The sequence below is a fragment of the Candidatus Nitrotoga fabula genome (assembly GCF_905221025.1).
Taxonomy (GTDB): domain Bacteria; phylum Pseudomonadota; class Gammaproteobacteria; order Burkholderiales; family Gallionellaceae; genus Nitrotoga; species Nitrotoga fabula.
This window is the reverse complement of record NZ_CAJNBL010000006.1, coordinates 48604-66266: the sequence shown is the minus strand read 5'-3', so window position 1 is coordinate 66266 and position 17663 is coordinate 48604. Positions and strand designations below refer to the sequence as shown.

General features: G+C 52.9%; 11 protein-coding genes. 7 read left to right on the top strand and 4 right to left on the bottom strand.

Annotated elements, in window-relative coordinates; translation table 11 throughout:
• The first annotated feature begins 254 nt into the window (after positions 1-254).
• Complete coding sequence (gene typA / locus KJA68_RS02390; RefSeq protein ID WP_213035330.1) at positions 255-2066, top strand: translational GTPase TypA; 1812 nt, start codon at positions 255-257, stop codon at positions 2064-2066.
• Between the two features lie 199 nt (positions 2067-2265).
• Here the strand turns inward: typA and miaA are convergent, their stop codons facing one another.
• Together miaA and mutL are read right to left on the bottom strand one after the other, a co-directional pair.
• On the bottom strand, positions 2266-3204 hold the full coding sequence (miaA, locus tag KJA68_RS02385; RefSeq protein ID WP_246487028.1) for a tRNA (adenosine(37)-N6)-dimethylallyltransferase MiaA: 939 nt from the start codon (positions 3202-3204) through the stop codon (positions 2266-2268).
• On the bottom strand, positions 3201-5081 hold the full coding sequence (gene mutL / locus KJA68_RS02380) for a DNA mismatch repair endonuclease MutL (protein WP_213035329.1): 1881 nt from the start codon (positions 5079-5081) through the stop codon (positions 3201-3203). The genes miaA and mutL overlap by 4 nt, the downstream gene beginning before the upstream one ends.
• A 178-nt stretch (positions 5082-5259) precedes the next feature.
• On the opposite strand from mutL, the gene KJA68_RS02375 reads away from it, so the two are divergent.
• The 4 genes from KJA68_RS02375 to KJA68_RS02360 all read left to right on the top strand — a co-directional run bounded on the left by KJA68_RS02375 (position 5260) and on the right by KJA68_RS02360 (position 12064).
• Positions 5260-8844: an FAD-dependent oxidoreductase gene (locus KJA68_RS02375; RefSeq protein WP_213035328.1), complete on the top strand. Its 3585-nt coding sequence runs from the start codon at positions 5260-5262 to the stop codon at positions 8842-8844.
• A gap of 190 nt (positions 8845-9034) precedes the next feature.
• Positions 9035-10156, top strand: a complete 1122-nt coding sequence (locus KJA68_RS02370) for a Re/Si-specific NAD(P)(+) transhydrogenase subunit alpha (RefSeq protein ID WP_213035327.1) — start codon at positions 9035-9037, stop codon at positions 10154-10156.
• 96 nt (positions 10157-10252) lie between these two features.
• Positions 10253-10540, top strand: a complete 288-nt coding sequence (locus KJA68_RS02365; RefSeq protein ID WP_213035326.1) for an NAD(P) transhydrogenase subunit alpha part 2 — start codon at positions 10253-10255, stop codon at positions 10538-10540.
• A gap of 141 nt (positions 10541-10681) precedes the next feature.
• Positions 10682-12064, top strand: a complete 1383-nt coding sequence (locus KJA68_RS02360) for an NAD(P)(+) transhydrogenase (Re/Si-specific) subunit beta (protein WP_213035325.1) — start codon at positions 10682-10684, stop codon at positions 12062-12064.
• Between the two features lie 438 nt (positions 12065-12502).
• On the opposite strand, the gene KJA68_RS02355 is transcribed toward KJA68_RS02360, so the two are convergent.
• Positions 12503-13489, bottom strand: a complete 987-nt coding sequence (locus KJA68_RS02355; protein WP_213035324.1) for a malate dehydrogenase — start codon at positions 13487-13489, stop codon at positions 12503-12505.
• A 420-nt stretch (positions 13490-13909) separates the two neighbouring features.
• Here KJA68_RS02355 and KJA68_RS02350 point away from each other — a divergent pair, with 420 nt between their 5' ends.
• Both KJA68_RS02350 and KJA68_RS11025 read left to right on the top strand, forming a co-directional pair.
• Positions 13910-15970: a carbon starvation CstA family protein gene (locus KJA68_RS02350; protein WP_213035323.1), complete on the top strand. Its 2061-nt coding sequence runs from the start codon at positions 13910-13912 to the stop codon at positions 15968-15970.
• Complete coding sequence (locus KJA68_RS11025; RefSeq protein ID WP_320412097.1) at positions 15967-16287, top strand: YbdD/YjiX family protein; 321 nt, start codon at positions 15967-15969, stop codon at positions 16285-16287. The genes KJA68_RS02350 and KJA68_RS11025 overlap by 4 nt, the downstream gene beginning before the upstream one ends.
• Before the next feature lie 96 nt (positions 16288-16383).
• Here KJA68_RS11025 and KJA68_RS02340 read toward each other — a convergent pair whose 3' ends face one another.
• On the bottom strand, positions 16384-17634 hold the full coding sequence (locus KJA68_RS02340) for a BaiN/RdsA family NAD(P)/FAD-dependent oxidoreductase (RefSeq protein WP_213035322.1): 1251 nt from the start codon (positions 17632-17634) through the stop codon (positions 16384-16386).
• Between the last annotated feature and the right edge of the window lie 29 nt (positions 17635-17663).

Below are 17663 nucleotides of genomic sequence, written 5' to 3'. Positions count from 1 at the left end.
TAGAGGTCAGGAAACGATGAACCATGGCCGCGTATATAAAGCACGGCTTGGCAGTATTTTACTGCTTGGAAAACTTAATAGCAAGTACTTGTAGTTAAATAGTGAGTGCAGGCGGTGGGCACGGGAAACACCCGGTTGTTTTTCCGGGGTGGTTTGCAACCGTATCAGCCCGCAGTGCCGGATGAAATGTCATGTAAGGGCAGACCATTGTGTTAGAATGGCGGACTTTAATATTTTTTTGGTTAGGTAGGTACATGTCGCGCGCAATCCGGAATATCGCAATTATTGCCCATGTTGATCATGGGAAGACCACTATGGTGGACAAGCTGCTTTCCCAGACGGCTACTTTTGCCGCACACCAGCATGTTGCTGAACGGGTGATGGACAGCAACGATCTTGAGAAAGAACGCGGGATCACTATTCTGGCAAAGAACTGTGCAGTTGATTATGAAGGCGTGCACATCAATATTGTGGATACGCCAGGCCATGCGGATTTTGGCGGTGAAGTTGAACGTGTTTTATCGATGGTGGATGGAGTGCTGCTGCTGGTGGATGCGGTGGAGGGGCCAATGCCACAGACACGCTTTGTGACACGCAAGGCTCTTGCACTTGGTCTGCACCCGATTGTGGTAATCAACAAAGTGGACCGGCCCGGCGCCAGGCCGGACTGGGTGATTGATCATACCTTCGATCTGTTTGACAAGCTGGGTGCAACCGAAGAGCAGATGGATTTTCCTATTGTGTACGCATCGGCGCTGAATGGGTTCGCGACACTGGATCTGGCAAAACCGAGCCAGGATATGCGTCCGTTGTTTGACACGATATTAAAGCATGTTCCTGCACCGGTCGGCGATGTGGATGGGCCGTTGCAGTTCCAGATTTCTGCGCTGGATTATTCCAGTTTTGTCGGGCGGATCGGTATCGGCCGGGTTACGCGGGGACGGATGAAACCTGCTCAGGATGTGATGGTTCTGAATGGCGACAAGCCACCGAAAAAGGCGCGGATAAACCAGGTGCTGGGTTTTAGCGGTCTGGAGCGCGTTCAAATGGATGAGGCGGTTGCGGGTGATATCGTTCTGGTAAACGGTATTGAAGAAATCGGGATTGGTGTTACGCTGGCAGACGTAAACCAACCGGAGGCTTTGCCCATGCCAAAGGTGGACGAGCCTACCCTGACCATGACGTTTCAGGTGAACAGCTCCCCTCTTGCTGGACAGGAAGGAAAATTTGTTACCAGTCGCCAGATTCGCGACCGCTTGAACAAGGAGCTATTGACCAATGTGGCACTGCGCGTGGAAGACACCAGTGAAGCGGACTCGTTTCTGGTATCGGGGCGCGGAGAGTTGCACCTGACTGTTTTGCTGGAAAATATGCGTCGTGAGGGTTTTGAACTGGCCGTTTCCAAACCGCGCGTGGTGTTTCGTGAAATCAATGGCGAAAAGTGCGAACCGTATGAATTGCTCACCGTGGACGTGGAGGAAACTCACCAGGGGGCAGTCATGGAAGAGCTGGGTCGCCGTCGTGGTGACTTGCAGGATATGCAACCGGATGGAAAAGGCCGTGTACGCCTGGAATACCGGATACCGGCACGCAGCCTGATTGGTTTTCAAGGCGATTTCTTGACAATGACCCGTGGCACCGGACTGATTTCGCATGTGTTCGATGAATATGGTCCGGTGAAACCGGACATGCCGGGCCGCCATAACGGAGTACTGATTTCTCAGGATAATGGAGAGGCAGTCGCCTATGCCCTGTGGAAACTGGAGGACCGTGGACGCATGTTTGTCAGTCCCGGGGATAAATTGTACGAAGGTATGGTGATCGGCATACATAGCCGCGATAATGATCTTGTGGTGAATCCGATCAAGGGGAAACAGTTAACCAATGTACGGGCATCCGGAACGGATGAAGCTGTACGTCTTACTCCGCCGATCCGGTTGACCCTGGAATCAGCCGTTGAGTTTATTGGTGATGATGAGCTGGTGGAAATTACCCCGCTTTCGATACGGATACGCAAACGCCATCTGCTTGAGCACGAACGCAAGCGTGCTTCCCGCGCGAGTTAGTCTCGCCTGACATACGGGGATGTGAATATTTTTTCCGGTTCGCGAAGTGATTCAGGGAATTTCCAGAGCAACCGGATGGCGCGGTTCTGCATAATGTGAATCCAGCCATACATGGATGATTGCAGGATGGAGAAGCTTCATTCCTGAATTCACTGCGGACCGCGATTGGCTTCAGGAATGGATGTGTATTTCTAAAGGGTCAGGATTTTTGCAGAGGACGCGCGGCGGCGAGTATTTGTTGCATAAGGTCGCTGGCAAAGCAATCAAACCGGAGGATGCCCGGCATGCCGCGAAGCCACGTAAGCTGGCGTTTGGCCAGCTGCCGTGTGGCTGCTATGCCCTGGGACAATAGTTCCGATTCGTTTATTTCTCCCGCAAGATATTGCCAGGCCTGCCGATAGCCTACACATCGCATGGATGGCAGGCCGGGTTGCAGGGAATATTTTTTCTGCAAACCGCGCAATTCCTCTACCAGGCCAAGCTCAAGCATGGCCGCAAATCTTGCAGCGATGCGCGCATGCAGCTGGCCGCGTTCCGCAGGAATCAGTGCAAGCTGCATCGCTTGGTAAGGCATGGGTTGCCTCTGCTGCTGCTTCAGCAGTGCGGACATTGGCTGGCCGGTGAGCCAGTAAATTTCCAAGGCACGCTGGATACGCTGTGCATCGTTTGGCTTCAGGAATGCGGCCATTTCCGGATCAATCAGCGCCAGTTCGGCATGCATCGCAGGCCAGCCGATGCGATCCGATTTTTCATTCAGCTCGGCGCGCAAATCGTGGTCAGCCTGAGGCAATGCATTCAGTCCGTAGTGCAAGGCCCGGAAATACAACATTGTGCCGCCAACCAGCAAAGGAATATGTCCGCGCCGGGTAATTTCATCCATCAGATTCAATGCGTCATGACGGAAAGCAGCAGCGGAATAGGACTGGGTTGGGTCAATGATGTCGATCAGATGGTGTGGAGCCTGGGCGAGCAGGGAAGTTTCGGGTTTGGCTGTCCCGATATCCATGTCCCGGTAAACCAGAGCGGAATCCACGCTGATGATTTCCACTGGTAGCTGTTGTGCCAGTTCAACTGCAGCCAGGGTTTTTCCGCAGGCGGTAGGACCCATTAGAAAAATGGCGGGGGGCAGGGTACTCATTTCCCTCGCATAAACAGCGTATCCAGTTCAGTGATGCTCATTTGGAACCATGTTGGCCGGCCATGATTGCACTGACCGGAGCGCTCTGTGCGCTCCATTTCACGCAGGATGCTGTTCATTTCTGGCAGGGTAAGGTTTTGGTTGGCACGCACGGCAGAATGGCAAGCCAGAGTGGATAGCAACTCGTTGCGCCGCTCAGTCAGTACGCGCGTGGAGCCGTATTCCCGCATTTCGCGCAAAACATCCCGTGCGGCCGCCTCTGCGTGCGCCTGTTTGAGCATGGCAGGCATGGCACGTACTGCCAGCGTAGTTGGGGGCAATGGGTCGATCGTAAACCCAAGCCTGGCAATGGCCGAGCGTTCTTCTTCGGCTGTTGCAATGTCCAGCGCTTCCGCTGAAAAGCTTGCCGGGATCAGTAACGTTTGCATGGGAATCTGGTGCTCATCCAGTGCTGCCTTGAGATTTTCGTAAATAATCCGTTCGTGTGCAGCGTGCATGTCCACCACAACCAGGCCATGTATGTTCTGCGCCAGAATGTAAATGCCGGCAAGCTGCGCAAGGGCGAACCCGAGCGGCGGGATTCCGGACTGGAGAGGCTGGGCGGGGGGAAATGCCGTGGGGGAATCATAAGGGTTCGCGGCGGGTTCTTTCCTGGAGGCCATGTCCCCGTAAAGGGCGTCATACAACGCCATGGGCTGTGAAGCTATGTGCAAATTCATGGGTTGCTGCACAGGTTGCGAAAGCCAGGTAATCCGCTGTCCGGAAGAAGAACCCGGAGACCTTTGGTCCGGGAGTGCCGAACCGGTTGGTGTTGAGGATGCTGGCGTGCTCAGTGCATCGTGCAGCGTATGGAATACGAACTGGTGTATCGCCTTGCTTTCGCGAAAGCGGACTTCGCTTTTGGATGGGTGTACATTTACGTCCACCAGCTCTGGCGGCATGTCGAGAAACAGTACGAAAGCCGGATGGCGCTGGAGATGGAGGATGTCATGGTAGGCCTGCCGAATGGCATGGGCAATGACCTTGTCGCGAATAAATCGGTCATTCACGAAAAAATATTGAGCCTCGCGCGTAGCCCTGGAATAAACCGGCAGGGAGACCATTCCAGACAAATGCAGTCCGGCTGTCTGGCGCGAGATCATTACCGCGCTCTGGACAAAATCGGTTCCCAATATGGCTTCGATCCGCTTGGGTAAGCCATCTGCATTTTCTATCCGTCCGCTTCCGGCAAGCCGGGAAGCAAAAGCAGGGTGCGTCTGGCCCGGACAGGCCATCGGGGGCAATTGCCAGACCGTGCGGTTGTTGTGCTGCAGGCTGAAGGCTACATCCGGGCGTGATAGTGCGATCCGCTTGAATATTTCCTCGCAGTACGTAAATTCGGTGGCTTCGGACTTGAGAAATTTGCGACGCACCGGGGTGTTGAAGTAAATTTCACGAATTTCTACACTGGTGCCGTGAGAATGTGCTGCGGGTGCTATTTCGCCCTGTATGCCGTCCATCGATTTGATTTGCCAGGCATGCGGGCTTTCCATGCGGCGACTGGTAATGGTTACCTGCGCTATGGCGGCCATGCTGGCCAAAGCCTCACCGCGAAACCCCATACTGGACACCTGTTGCAAGTCTGCAAGCGAGGCAATTTTACTGGTTGCATGGCGCTCCAGGGCTAAAGGCAGTTCTTCTTGGGTGATGCCGTTCCCATTGTCGCGCACACGTACCAGTTTGATTCCACCCCCTTCCAGATGCACGCTGATTTCAGTAGCTCCCGCGTCCAGGCTGTTTTCCAGCAGTTCTTTGAGAGCTGCTGCAGGACGTTCGATCACTTCCCCGGCAGCAATTTGATTAATGAGTAAATCGGGTAACCGTTGTATTGCGGACATGTATGAATTACATCAGGTAGCAGGAGGGCAATTATAACTTTTTCATGCTTTTGCTGTGCGAATGTGGCGATAGAATTGTATAATTATAAGTTTGCTGAAATGTTGTCCGGCAAGTGCTGGGTGCCCGGTTTTACGGTTTTAATTCAAAGCGCAGAATACATTTAGGAGTTTGCACTGCATGGAAAGCTTATATTCACGGCAAGGAGCCGGAGGAACGGATCATGGGGAATCTTCACCTCCAGTTTTGAATCTGGGATTCGGGATGGAATTTGCAGACCTTTACAGTTGTGATGGTTTGTCCCGTATTGATTCCACGTTTCTCGCCGAACTTGCTAATAGCGATTCAGTGTTGGCAGAAAGGCTGGTGGCAGCACGAAAGGATTCTGGTCAGCTGACGCGCCTGCAAGAGTCGCAGCTTATCATTGATCTTGCGCCGCACCTGGAAGATTTTCTGGGAAATTTGTTTGCTATTCAGTCATCGGTACGCGAACTGGCTGAAAGACACAACCAACTGGCCCCGCTATTTCATTGCAAACGAATTTTTGTGCAGCGCAAGGCCGCGCAAAAATACAAGGCCGTTGATGCTGCAGCTTTTGATGGTGAGGCTCTCAAGGCAGGCTTGCTGCAGGCTTTCGGTGACACTTCAGGTGAATTGGATGAACTAAATTTTGCCCGCAACGTGAATCGCTGGCTGGACGCAGAGGCAGAAAATGCGGACAGGATTGATCTCGCCATGCGTTATGCTGCCTGGGCAGTGCATACCAGCGCAGGTAAAAAGCGCCACGGGCAGGGCGTTCTGTTCCGTGTTCCTGCCAAACTGGATTTTCAGCGCCTGGTGCCGGTTATTCGGGTTGAAAATGTCCCTTATGTTGCCCACCGCCTGGCAGACAGTCATTTGCGCCATCGCGAGGGTTTTGCCCTGACAGATCAAGGCACAGGTTTGGCGGGCGCGCTGGGGGAAGCGAACTACTGCATCTGGTGCCATGAACAAGGCAAGGATTCCTGCTCGGTGGGAATGCGGGATAAGGCTGGTTCTGATGGTTCTCCTCCTCCATTCAAGAAAAGCGTTTTTGGAATCCCTCTGGCAGGGTGCCCGGTGGACGAGAAGATTTCCGAGTTTCATAAAGTCAAGGCTTCCGGCCTGGCACTGGGTGCGCTGGCCATCATTACCGTAGACAACCCGATGTGTGCCGCGACGGGGCATCGTATCTGCAACGATTGCATGAAATCCTGCATTTATCAAAAACAGGAGTCGGTCAATATCCCGCAGTCAGAAACCAGATCGCTGAAAGATGTGCTGGAGCTGCCCTGGGGTTTTGAAATCTACAGCCTGCTTACCAGATGGAATCCCCTGAATATTCACCGTCCCTATCCACGCGCCGCCACCGGCAAGCGCGTGCTGGTGGTTGGAATGGGGCCTGCCGGTTTTACTCTGGCGCATCATTTAATGAATGATGGTCATATCGTTGTCGGCATTGATGGGTTGAAAATCGAACCACTGCCGGGTGATCTTTCCGGCGTGGATGTTTATGGCAACCGGGTTCCTTTCAGCCCAATTTACGACGCGGGCATATTGAAAGAGCCGCTGGATAACCGGGTGATGGCTGGTTTTGGCGGCGTGGCCGAATATGGCATTACAGTCCGATGGGATAAAAATTTCCTCAAAATCATTCGGCTCCTTCTGGAACGTCGCTCGCAATTCGCCCTGTTCGGGGGCGTGCGTTTTGGCGGAACCATCACCGCCGAGAGCGCGTTTTCCATGGGGTTTGATCATATTGCGCTGGCGGCAGGTGCTGGTCGCCCGACCCTGCTGGATATTCCAAACGGGATGGCATGCGGCGTGCGCACCGCATCGGATTTTCTGATGGCGTTGCAGTTGACAGGGGCGGCCAAGCCGGATTCCATTGCCAACATGCAGGTTCGCCTGCCAGTTGTGGTAATCGGTGGCGGTTTGACTGCAATCGATACGGCTACTGAATCCCTCGCTTATTATCCGGTACAGGTGGAAAAATTTCTCGACCGCTATGAAAAGCTGGTTGCAGAAAAAGGCGAAGCGGCAGTGCGTAGCGCATGGTCCGCTGCAGAATTGGTTGTCGGTGACGAGTTTCTTGGCCATGCCCGGGCGATACGGGCAGAGCGTGCGCAGGCCGAAACTGAAGGACGCAGCCCGAACATCCTGCAGCTTATCAAATCGTGGGGTGGGGTTACCCTGGTCTACCGCAAGCGCTTGATTGATAGTCCTTCCTACACGCTTAACCATGAAGAAGTGGAGAAGGCGCTGGAAGAAGGAATCTACTTTGCCGAGGGGATGACTCCGGTGCGGGTGGAAATAGATGAAAATGGCGATGCGACTGCAATGGTGGTGATGAATCAGGTGTTGGATGCAGATGGAAACTGGCAGAAGGCAGGACAAATTCAGATTTCGGCACGCACTATTTTTGTAGCCGCGGGTACCCAGCCGAATACTGTCCTGGCACGCGAGTTTCCCGATCAGTTCAAGCTGGATGGACGTTACTTCCAGGCATGTGATGAACAGGGGCAGCCCGTAAGACCAGAAAAGGGCAATGCCAAGCCATCCAGTGCGCATGTGCTTCAGTACCGGTATCACGATGGTAGGTTTGTGAGCTTTTTCGGAGACTTGCATCCATCCTATTCGGGTAATGTGGTCAAGGCCATGGGCAGTGCGAAGCAGGGTTATCCGGTGTTGAGCAGGGTGCTGTCACAGGTGCATTCTTCCGCGAAAGAAGGTGACCAGGCTTTTCTTGCTCGTCTCGGGAATGATCTGCGCGCTACAATTCACAAGGTGGAGCGTCTTACTCCCAATATTGTTGAGGTGATCGTCAAGGCTCCTGCGGCTGCGCGCAGCTTCCAGCCCGGGCAATTCTACCGGCTGCAGAATTTTGAGACAGATTCCGCGCAGTTGGATGGGACACGGATGATAATGGAGGGTCTGGCTTTGACGGGCGCCTGGGTGGATGCCGAACAGGGACTGCTTTCCACTATTGTGCTGGAAATGGGCGGATCGTCGCAATTATGCTCCAGACTCAGGCACGGTGAGCCGGTTGTTCTCATGGGTCCGACGGGTGCGCCTACGGAAATTGCACCCGGAGAAACTGTTCTATTGGCAGGAGGCGGACTGGGTAATGCCGTGCTGTTCTCGATTGGCAAGGCATTCCGCAGTATCGGTTCCAAGGTTCTGTATTTTGCCGGTTATAAAAAAATGATTGACCGCTACAAGGTAGAGGATATCGAACTTGCGGCGGATGTGGTGGTCTGGTGCAGCGATGATGCGCCTGGGTTTACTCCGGGCCGTCCCCAGGATCGTGCTTATGTAGGCAATATTGTACAGGCCATTAAAGCCTATGCCAGTGGAGAACTCGGACATCCGGAGATCGGACTGGAACAGGTTGACCGCATTATTGCGATTGGCTCGGACAGGATGATGGCCGCTGTTGCTGCAGCCCGCCATGGTGAGCTGAAAGCCTATATGAAACCGGATCACCATGCTTACGGTTCGATCAACTCTCCGATGCAATGCATGATGAAAGAAATTTGTGGTCAGTGTATTCAGGAGCATTACGATATTTCCACCGGGGAAAAGACTTATGTGTTCTCGTGCTTTAATCAGGACCAGAAGCTCGATTGCGTGAATTTCCCCGCCCTGAATGCGAGGCTCAGGCAAAATTCCGTACAGGAAAAAATGACCGCGCAATGGATAGCGCATTGCGTTGAACAAGATCAGATGCCGACAGGTGCGGCTTGATGATAAAATTACTCAGTTATTGGGTTGCAGAATAAACAGAACAAAATACTGCTTTCCCCATGATGCAATCCGGAGCTGAAGTGGTTTTAACTCAAGCCGCTATATTTCTGCAAAAGGAGGCATTGTTTACGTGACTGGAATCGTTACTTTTTCCGGATTTATCCGGGTCTTTTAAAAAGGGAGATGTTTCATGCGAATAGCCATTCCTACGGAAACGCGCGCAGGTGAAACACGTGTTGCAGCAACACCGGAAACGGTAAAAAAAATGCTGGCTGCCGGGCATGCTGTTCTGATTCAGCAGGGTGCTGGCGCTGGGGCAAGTATTCCCGATGCAGACTATCAGGCAGCAGGTGCAATGCTGGTCAATGCCGAGGAGGTGTATGCCCAGGCGGAAATCATGCTCAAGGTGAAAGCGCCGACCGGTGACGAATTGTCCAGGCTGGCTGCGGGCACAGTGCTGATCGGCCTGCTTTCCCCCTACCAGACGGAACTGGTTGCAACCTATGCCAAACAGGGCATTACTGCATTCGCAATGGAAAAACTGCCGCGTACATCACGTGCGCAGGCGATGGATGTATTGTCGTCGCAGGCAAATATTGCCGGATATAAGGCAGTGCTGGTTGCGGCAAACTTATATAAACGGTTCATGCCTATGCTGATGACGGCTGCCGGAACAGTAAAGGCCGCGCGCGTGGTGATATTGGGTGTGGGCGTTGCCGGTTTGCAGGCTATTGCCACTGCCAAGCGCATGGGAGCGGTGATCGAGGCAACCGATGTGCGCCCGGCTGTAAAAGAACAGGTGGAATCTCTCGGCGCCAAATTTATTGATGTGCCTTTTGAAACCGACGAAGAGCGGGAAATCGCCCAGGGCGTGGGTGGTTACGCACGGCCTATGCCGGCCAGTTGGGTGGAACGCCAGAAGGTAGAAGTTGCCAAGCGGGTTGCACAGGCCGATATCGTGATTACTACTGCACTTATTCCCGGTAAACCTGCTCCTGTACTGGTTACGGAAGATATGGTGAAGTCGATGAAGCCCGGTTCAGTGATCGTGGATATGGCAGTTGAGGCAGGGGGCAATTGCCCGTTGTCCGAGTTAGGTAAAACGGTGGTCAAGCATGGTGTTACGCTGGTTGGGGAAGAGAACCTGCCTGCCCTGGTTGCGGCAGATGCCAGCGCATTGTATGCGCGTAATTTGCTTAATTTCCTGAACCTGTTATGTGATCCCAAGAGTGGCGGGAAGATGAACCTAAACCGAGAAGATGACATTATTGCCGGATCACTGCTGTGCATCGACGGAGCCGTTGTGGTTTGATTGAAGATACTGACTTTGCCGGGGAATTGGCCTGGTTTTGGAACAAAGGCTCGAAAAGGTTAAGACTCATGAATTTCATAATAGGAGTGTATTGAAATGGTTGATCCTGTGATTATTAATCTGACCGTATTCGTACTGGCCGTAGTGGTTGGCTATCACGTGGTCTGGAATGTTACGCCAGCGCTGCATACTCCGCTCATGGCTGTGACCAATGCGATCAGTGGCATTATTATTGTTGGTGCCATGCTTGCGGCAGGTCCGGAGCAGATCGACGCCGGAACAGTGATGGGGCTGGGCGCCGTTATGCTCGCGGCAGTGAATGTATTCGGAGGGTTTCTGGTAACGCAGCGCATGCTGGCCATGTTCAAGAAGAAAAATAAATAAACACAGTAGCCAGATATCTGGTTGCTGGAGTACTACTTCATTCATTGCGTATCATTGGTTTTACCCAGTTCGAAGGGCTTTACCCTGCTTTACCCCGCAATGTGGTGAAGCAGTTGCATAGAAAATAAACAAGGAAAAAATATGTCGGCCAATTCTGTTGCATTAGCCTATTTGATCGCCGCTGTTTTATTCATTCTGGCGCTGAAAGGTTTGAGTTCCCCCGTTTCCTCCCGCCGCGGAAATATGTTTGGGATGATCGGCATGGCTATTGCCGTGCTGACGACGCTGACGATAACTCAAAACGTGCTTTATATTGCGCTTGCAATTATCGTGGGCGGAGCGATAGGGGCGGTGGTTGCGCGGCGCATTGAAATGACCGCTATGCCGGAACTGGTGGCAGCGATGCACTCGCTGGTCGGGTTGGCGGCTGTGCTGGTCGCCATGTCTGCATTTTACAACCCGGTGGCCTATGGCATCGCGCCACTGCATACCAGCAATCTGCTGGAACTCTTCATTGGTACATTTGTTGGTGCGATCACCTTTTCCGGGTCTATCATTGCCTTTGGAAAGCTGTCCGGAAAGCTCGGCAGCAAGCCGCTGGTATTTGCCGGACAGCACTGGTTGAACCTTTTGCTGGGCCTTGTGATGATTGCCTTCGGCATCGTTTTTATGTTCACACAAAGCTGGACTCCGTTCCTGATCATGATTGCTCTGGCGTTGCTGCTCGGGGTATTGCTCATCATGCCAATCGGGGGAGCGGACATGCCGGTTGTGGTGTCAATGCTGAATTCCTACTCTGGATGGGCTGCGGCAGGGATTGGGTTTACTCTGAACAACAATATGCTGATCATTGCCGGCTCACTGGTGGGCAGTTCAGGAGCGATTCTGTCGTACATCATGTGTAAGGCGATGAACCGTTCATTCTTCAATGTGATTCTTGGTGGTTTTGGCGGGGAAGGTGACAGTGGGTCAGGCGGTGGGGCAGTCGAGCAGCGGCCAGTGCGCAGTGGTAGCGCAGATGATGCGGCTTTCCTGATGGGGAATGCCGACAGCGTTATTATTGTGCCGGGTTATGGTCTTGCAGTGGCACGAGCACAGCATGCCATCAACGAAATGGCCGAGCTTTTGATTGCAAAAGGCGTCAAGGTGCGTTATGCGATCCATCCTGTGGCTGGGCGTATGCCGGGGCACATGAATGTGTTACTGGCCGAGGCCGAAGTGCCTTATGACCAGGTTTTTGAAATGGATGAGATCAATAACGAATTTTCCGATACGGATGTGGTGCTGGTAATTGGCGCCAATGATGTGGTCAATCCGGCAGCCAAGACCGATCCGCATTCACCTATTTACGGCATGCCGATAATTGAGGCGCACAAGGCGCGTACTGTTTTGGTGGTCAAGCGCAGTATGGCCGTTGGATATGCCGGACTGGATAATGATCTGTTTTACCTGGACAAGACGATGATGGTATTTGGCGATGCCAAGAAGGTGGTCGAGGATATGATCAAGGCTTTGCAGTATTGATTTAACAGGTATTTTCAGTAAATAACAGCAAACAAAACTCCCGGTTCTACCGGGATTTTTGTTTGCTGGAGCTGAATTTTTCTGTTGGTTTCCGCTTTGGATGAAAACCATAACGGGATTGTCTGGCAGCGGAGGAAACCCGGGTTCATCTGCCACCGAGTGTCATTTCCAATGGGACGGGAACGCTACAATACCGATTACACCAATAAGCGTAAAAATCAGGAGAATAGCAAAAATCAGCATGAAAAAAGCCCAGATACTTCGCCATACGCTGCTCATAGTTTTTACCTCAATGTTTTCCGGATGCCAGGGGATATTCTACAGCACATAATTTATGGGTTGATATAAGGGATGCTGTGGGGGGGCTTGTACAGTTACAGTTTTCCGGCGATTTACTGGAAAAGACTGAATTGATATCCCGTATGGCCATGGATAGGGTCATTGTTGTAGCAGGTGTTTTACCTGCTCTTTTTCTTTCAGCAATTCAAGGTAGCTGGCCATCATGTTTCGGTGGCCGGTTTCGCTTATCGGCAGGTTCTGGATAATCCGGTAATTTCCATTCTGGCAGGTGACCGGAAAACCATACAGCACTCCTGCGGGAATATCATAGCTGCCATCGGAAAGTACGCTCATTGTGACCCAGTCATCCGGTGGAGAGCCGAATATCCAGTCCCGCATATGACCAACAATTGCGTTGGCAGCGCTGGCAGCGCTGCTCAGGCCACGAGCTTCGATGACTACAGTTCCGCGCGACTGTACGGTGGGGACAAATTCGTTTTCAACCCAGTTGCGATCGGGCAGGAATTCGAGAATGCTGCGACCGTCCATTTCGGCATGGGAAAGATCAGGATACTGCGTGCTGGAATGATTGCCCCATACTATCATTTTCCGGATGCTGGTAACTGGCTGCGACAGTTTGCGCGCAACCAGTCCGATGGCGCGGTTATGATCCAGGCGCATCATGGAGCTGATGTTTCTTGGATCCAAGTTGGGAGCATTGTGTAATAAAATGAGTGCGTTGGTGTTGGCTGGGTTGCCTACTACCAGGATCTTGACATGGGGTGCGGCGTAAGTATTGAGGATTTTTCCCTGTTCGGCAAAGGTTTCAGCATTGACTTTGATCAGGTCGTAACGTTCCATCCCCTTGGAACGTGGGCGCGCTCCCACGAGCAGGGCAATTTCAGCATTGCGGAAAGCGATTTTCGGATCGTCGGTAATAATGACCTGATGCAACATGGGAAACACGCAGTCTTCCAGTTCCATTGCCACTCCACGCAAGGTCTGCTGGGCTGGCGTGATGTCCAGAAGCTGGAGAATGACGGGCTGATCCTTACCTAGCATGTCTCCATTGGCAATGCGAAACAAAAGACTATAACTGATTTGACCTGCAGCGCCGGTTACGGCGATGCGAATAGGTACTTTCATAAAGATCTCCTGCACGAATAATGCAGTCATTTTGACAGTGTTTCCCTGTCACGCAAAGGGGGAAATTAACAGTTCGGCATCAGGTCGATAAAAATCGCATTGTACAATGCTCGTAGAACCAGAGTCCATTTGATTGAATGACATCCGCATGCTAATCCGATTCGTGGATAGCTCCATGTTGCAGCACCATTGTGTGCACTGATGGATCATGCATGTTCCTTGCTGCCGGCATGGTAGAGACATGAAAACCAAAGAATCGCAGCGGCTGGTTAATACAAGATTATAATGGAATTTGGTCTGGAAAAAATTCGGCCGCATGGCTTATCGAGTTACTGGAAGCATACTGTCAGGAGGCATGACATAATTCATGCTGTTGGTTTTTGTGTATAAATTTCTTGCCAGGATTATAAAAATTTCACCATGAAAAAATCATTGTTGAGTCTGCTGGTCTGGCTGGCAGTAGCCATGCTTGGAGCCACAGCAGTCAGCGGTATTGCACTGAATCGCGGCGAAACGGTCAACGCGTTGTGGTTTGTGACTGCTGCTTTGTGCATCTATGCGATCGGGTATCGTTTCTATGCGGTATGGATTGCCACCAAAGTTCTGCTGGTAGATCCTTCGCGCGCGACTCCTGCGGAGAGGCTGAATAATGGGCATGATTATGTCCCGACCAACCGCTGGGTGGTATTCGGTCACCATTTTGCCGCAATTGCCGGTCCGGGGCCACTGGTTGGCCCGACTCTGGCGGCACAGTTCGGTTACCTGCCGGGTACGCTATGGATATTATTCGGTGCAGTGCTCGGGGGATGCGTCCAGGACATGGTTACCCTGTTCAATTCCACGCGGCGTAACGGGCGCAGCCTTGGTCAGATGGCGCGAGACGAACTGGGTGCAATCGGTGGGATAGCTGCGCTCATTACCACGTTGTTTATTATGATTATCCTGATCGCGGTACTTGGCCTGGTGGTAGTCAATGCGATGAAACACAGCCCATGGGCTACCTCTACTGTGGCTGCGACGATTCCCATTGCCATGCTGGTTGGGGTATACATGCACTCCATACGCCCTGGGCGCGTACTGGAAGGCTCGCTGTTGGGTCTCATCTTGCTGCTGCTGGCGGTGGCGGGGGGAGGATGGGTCGAGCAACAGCCGGTTTTGCGCGAACTGTTTGATTATTCTGGCCTGCCTCTGGCCTGGGCAGTCATTGCATATGGGTTCGCGGCTGCTATCCTTCCGGTTTGGCTGCTGCTCGCACCCCGGGATTATCTTTCCACATACATGAAGCTTGGTACGGTCATCCTTTTGATGCTGGCCATTGTCTGGATGCAGCCGAGCGTTAAAATGCCCGCATTCACCCAGTTTATCGACGGAACCGGACCCATATTCGGAGGCACGCTGTTTCCGTTCGTATTCATCACGATTGCCTGCGGTGCAATTTCCGGTTTTCATGCTTTGATAGCTTCGGGTACGACGCCCAAGCTGCTTAGCAATGAGCGTGATATTCGCATGATCGGGTATGGCGGCATGGCGCTGGAATCGTTCGTTGCCATTATGGCGATGATTGCAGCCACAGTACTGGATCCCGGTGTGTTCTTTGCCATCAATTCGCCAGCCGGAGTAGTCGGCAAGGAAGCCGCAGAGGCGGTGGCAAAAATTTCCAGCTGGGGTTTTCCGGTTACCGTGGAGCAGATGGACTTGCTGGCGCGCCAGATGGGGGAGGCCACCCTTTTTGCACGTACCGGCGGTGCGCCATCCCTGGCAGTCGGCATGGCCAGCATTTTTGGCAGCGCCTTTGGGCAGGGCATGCTTGCCCTTTGGTATCACTTTGCCATCATGTTCGAGGCAATCTTCATACTTACCACGCTGGATGCCGGTACGCGCGTCGGCCGCTTTATGTTGCAGGACATGCTGGGAAATATCTGGGAACCGCTGGGGCGTACTTCCTGGTATCCATCGGTTTTGCTGAGCAGCGGCATTGTAGTCGCTGCCTGGGGCTATTTTCTGTATATTGGCGTGATTGACCCCAATGGCGGGGTTAACATCCTGTGGCCCCTGTTTGGTATTGCCAATCAGATTCTGGCGGCGATTGCGCTATGTGTTGCTACGGGGATTCTGGTGAAGTCGGGTAAGCTGAAATATGTCTGGATTACCGCTTTGCCTCTTTTCTGGCTGGTGATCATCACCACCAGTGCAGTGTGGGAAAAAATCAGCAGTAGTGACGTTCGTGTTGGTTTGATTGCTGCGGCCGATGATCTTGCCGCCAAGCTTGCGTCCGGTATCCTGAGTCCGGAAAAAGCGGCGAGTGCGCCGCAACTTATTTTCAACCAGCGCCTGGATGCAGTGCTGGCGGTGTTTTTTGCCTGCATGCTATGGGTGATTGTGCTGGACATGGTGCGAGTATGCTTCCGCTATCTATATGGCAAGCCGGTACCTCCCTTGTCGGAAGCGTCCTATCAGTTGACCAGGCTGGAGAAAGCATGAGCAACAGCGTCGTCGAAAAAAATTTGGAAGAAACCACGTCAGCAGCAGGAGCCGGAGATCAGTCGATATGGGCAGCTGGCAAGGATATGGCAAGGCAGACTGAGCCGGATGCGGTTGTCCATGCGGCTGGCTGTAAATCCCAGTCATTCTGGCAGCGGGCATGGAGTATCATACGGGAATTGAGTGGGGATGATGCCTATGAGCGCTATCTTGCGCATCATTCAGCCTGTCACTCGGGCAGCATGCCATTGGCGCGCAAGGATTTTTTCCGGAACCAGCAACAGAAAAAATGGGGCGGAATCCAGCGCTGCTGCTGAGCGGGAGTATTTTTATCGGATGCGGGAACTGGCGGTCAAACCTAATGCGGCCTGCCAAGACCGATACCCCTTTTCTGCACCCATGCTCCGTGACCCCTAGCAATATTGACCGGCGGCATGGCCGGATGCCCATGCCCACTGAAAGTTGAAGCCCCCCAGTTGTCCGGTGACATCCACCACTTCCCCAATAAAATACAACCCGTTTACCCTGCTTGCCTCCATGGTTTTGGAGGACAGTGCCTGGGTATCAATTCCGCCGCAGGTTACTTCTGCCTTGCCGTAGCCTAACGTTCCGCTGGGTGTGATTTGCCAGCGGTGAATTCTGGCCGCCAATGTGGATATTTCCTTGTTCGAGTACTGGTTCAGAGGCTTGTCAGGTGAAAGATGGCTGCCGGCCAACTGTGCGCACCAGGTATCGACAAATCTTTTCGGTAAATAATGCGCCAGAAAATTGTGCAGCAACTGGCGACGATCCCGGTGCTGCTCGAGCAAAACCGCCAGGTCATGATCGGGCAGCAGATTGATGGAAAGCGGCTTGCCAGGCTCCCAGTATGAAGAGATTTGCAGGATGGCAGGGCCGCTGAGTCCACGGTGGGTAAAAAGAAGGTTTTCCCGGAACGACTGGCCGCCGGATTCTATGGTGGCATCCATAGAAATCCCGGCGAGATTCACGAAAGGCGCCCAGTCTTCCGGATGGAAACTCAGCGGAACCAGTCCCGGCTTCAGTCGGGTTACCGGGATACCGAACTGTTGCGCCAGGCGGTAACCGAATGGAGTTGCACCGATCCTGGGGATGGACAATCCACCGCTGGCGATTACCAGGGATTGCGTGCAAACAGTGCCACGGGAGGTGTGAATGCGAAACCGGCCGGTTGGAAGAGGCGAAGTATCCATGGGATTTTCTTCGGTGGTCAGCGTGGAAGCAGCGGTCTGCAGGCTTTCTACCTGATGAACTTCGCAAGGAAAAAGCCAGCGGACGCCTGCCGCATCGCATTCTTCTTTCAGCATGCCAATAATTGCCGAAGAGCCCTCATCGCAAAACAGTTGCCCGAGTTTTTTCTCGTGATAACCGATGTTATGTTGTTGTAGCCAGGCAATAAAATGTCGGGGAGTGAAGCGCGCCAGTGCGGAGCGGCAGAAATGCGGATTGCCGGACAGGTAATTTTCCGGCCCGGCGTGCAGATTGGTGAAATTGCAGCGGCCACCGCCGGAAATGCGGATTTTTTCGGCAAGCTTTCTGGAGTGATCCAGCAATAGCACCGATCGCCCGCGGCGTGCGGCAGTAATGGCACACATCATGCCTGCTGCCCCGGCACCGATGATCAGCACATCTGCACGGTCATTCATGTAAAAAAGAATGAAGCGGTTTCAATGAC

Coding starts and splice junctions, on each gene's coding strand:
- miaA (WP_246487028.1), bottom strand. CDS start 3,204: ATGAGTACCCTGCCCCCCGCCATTTTTCTAATGGGTCCTACCGCCTGC.
- KJA68_RS02370 (WP_213035327.1), top strand. CDS start 9,035: ATGCGAATAGCCATTCCTACGGAAACGCGCGCAGGTGAAACACGTGTT.
- KJA68_RS02340 (WP_213035322.1), bottom strand. CDS start 17,634: ATGAATGACCGTGCAGATGTGCTGATCATCGGTGCCGGGGCAGCAGGC.
- KJA68_RS02360 (WP_213035325.1), top strand. CDS start 10,682: ATGTCGGCCAATTCTGTTGCATTAGCCTATTTGATCGCCGCTGTTTTA.
- KJA68_RS02375 (WP_213035328.1), top strand. CDS start 5,260: ATGGAAAGCTTATATTCACGGCAAGGAGCCGGAGGAACGGATCATGGG.
- KJA68_RS02355 (WP_213035324.1), bottom strand. CDS start 13,489: ATGAAAGTACCTATTCGCATCGCCGTAACCGGCGCTGCAGGTCAAATC.
- typA (WP_213035330.1), top strand. CDS start 255: ATGTCGCGCGCAATCCGGAATATCGCAATTATTGCCCATGTTGATCAT.
- KJA68_RS02350 (WP_213035323.1), top strand. CDS start 13,910: ATGAAAAAATCATTGTTGAGTCTGCTGGTCTGGCTGGCAGTAGCCATG.
- KJA68_RS11025 (WP_320412097.1), top strand. CDS start 15,967: ATGAGCAACAGCGTCGTCGAAAAAAATTTGGAAGAAACCACGTCAGCA.
- KJA68_RS02365 (WP_213035326.1), top strand. CDS start 10,253: ATGGTTGATCCTGTGATTATTAATCTGACCGTATTCGTACTGGCCGTA.
- mutL (WP_213035329.1), bottom strand. CDS start 5,081: ATGTCCGCAATACAACGGTTACCCGATTTACTCATTAATCAAATTGCT.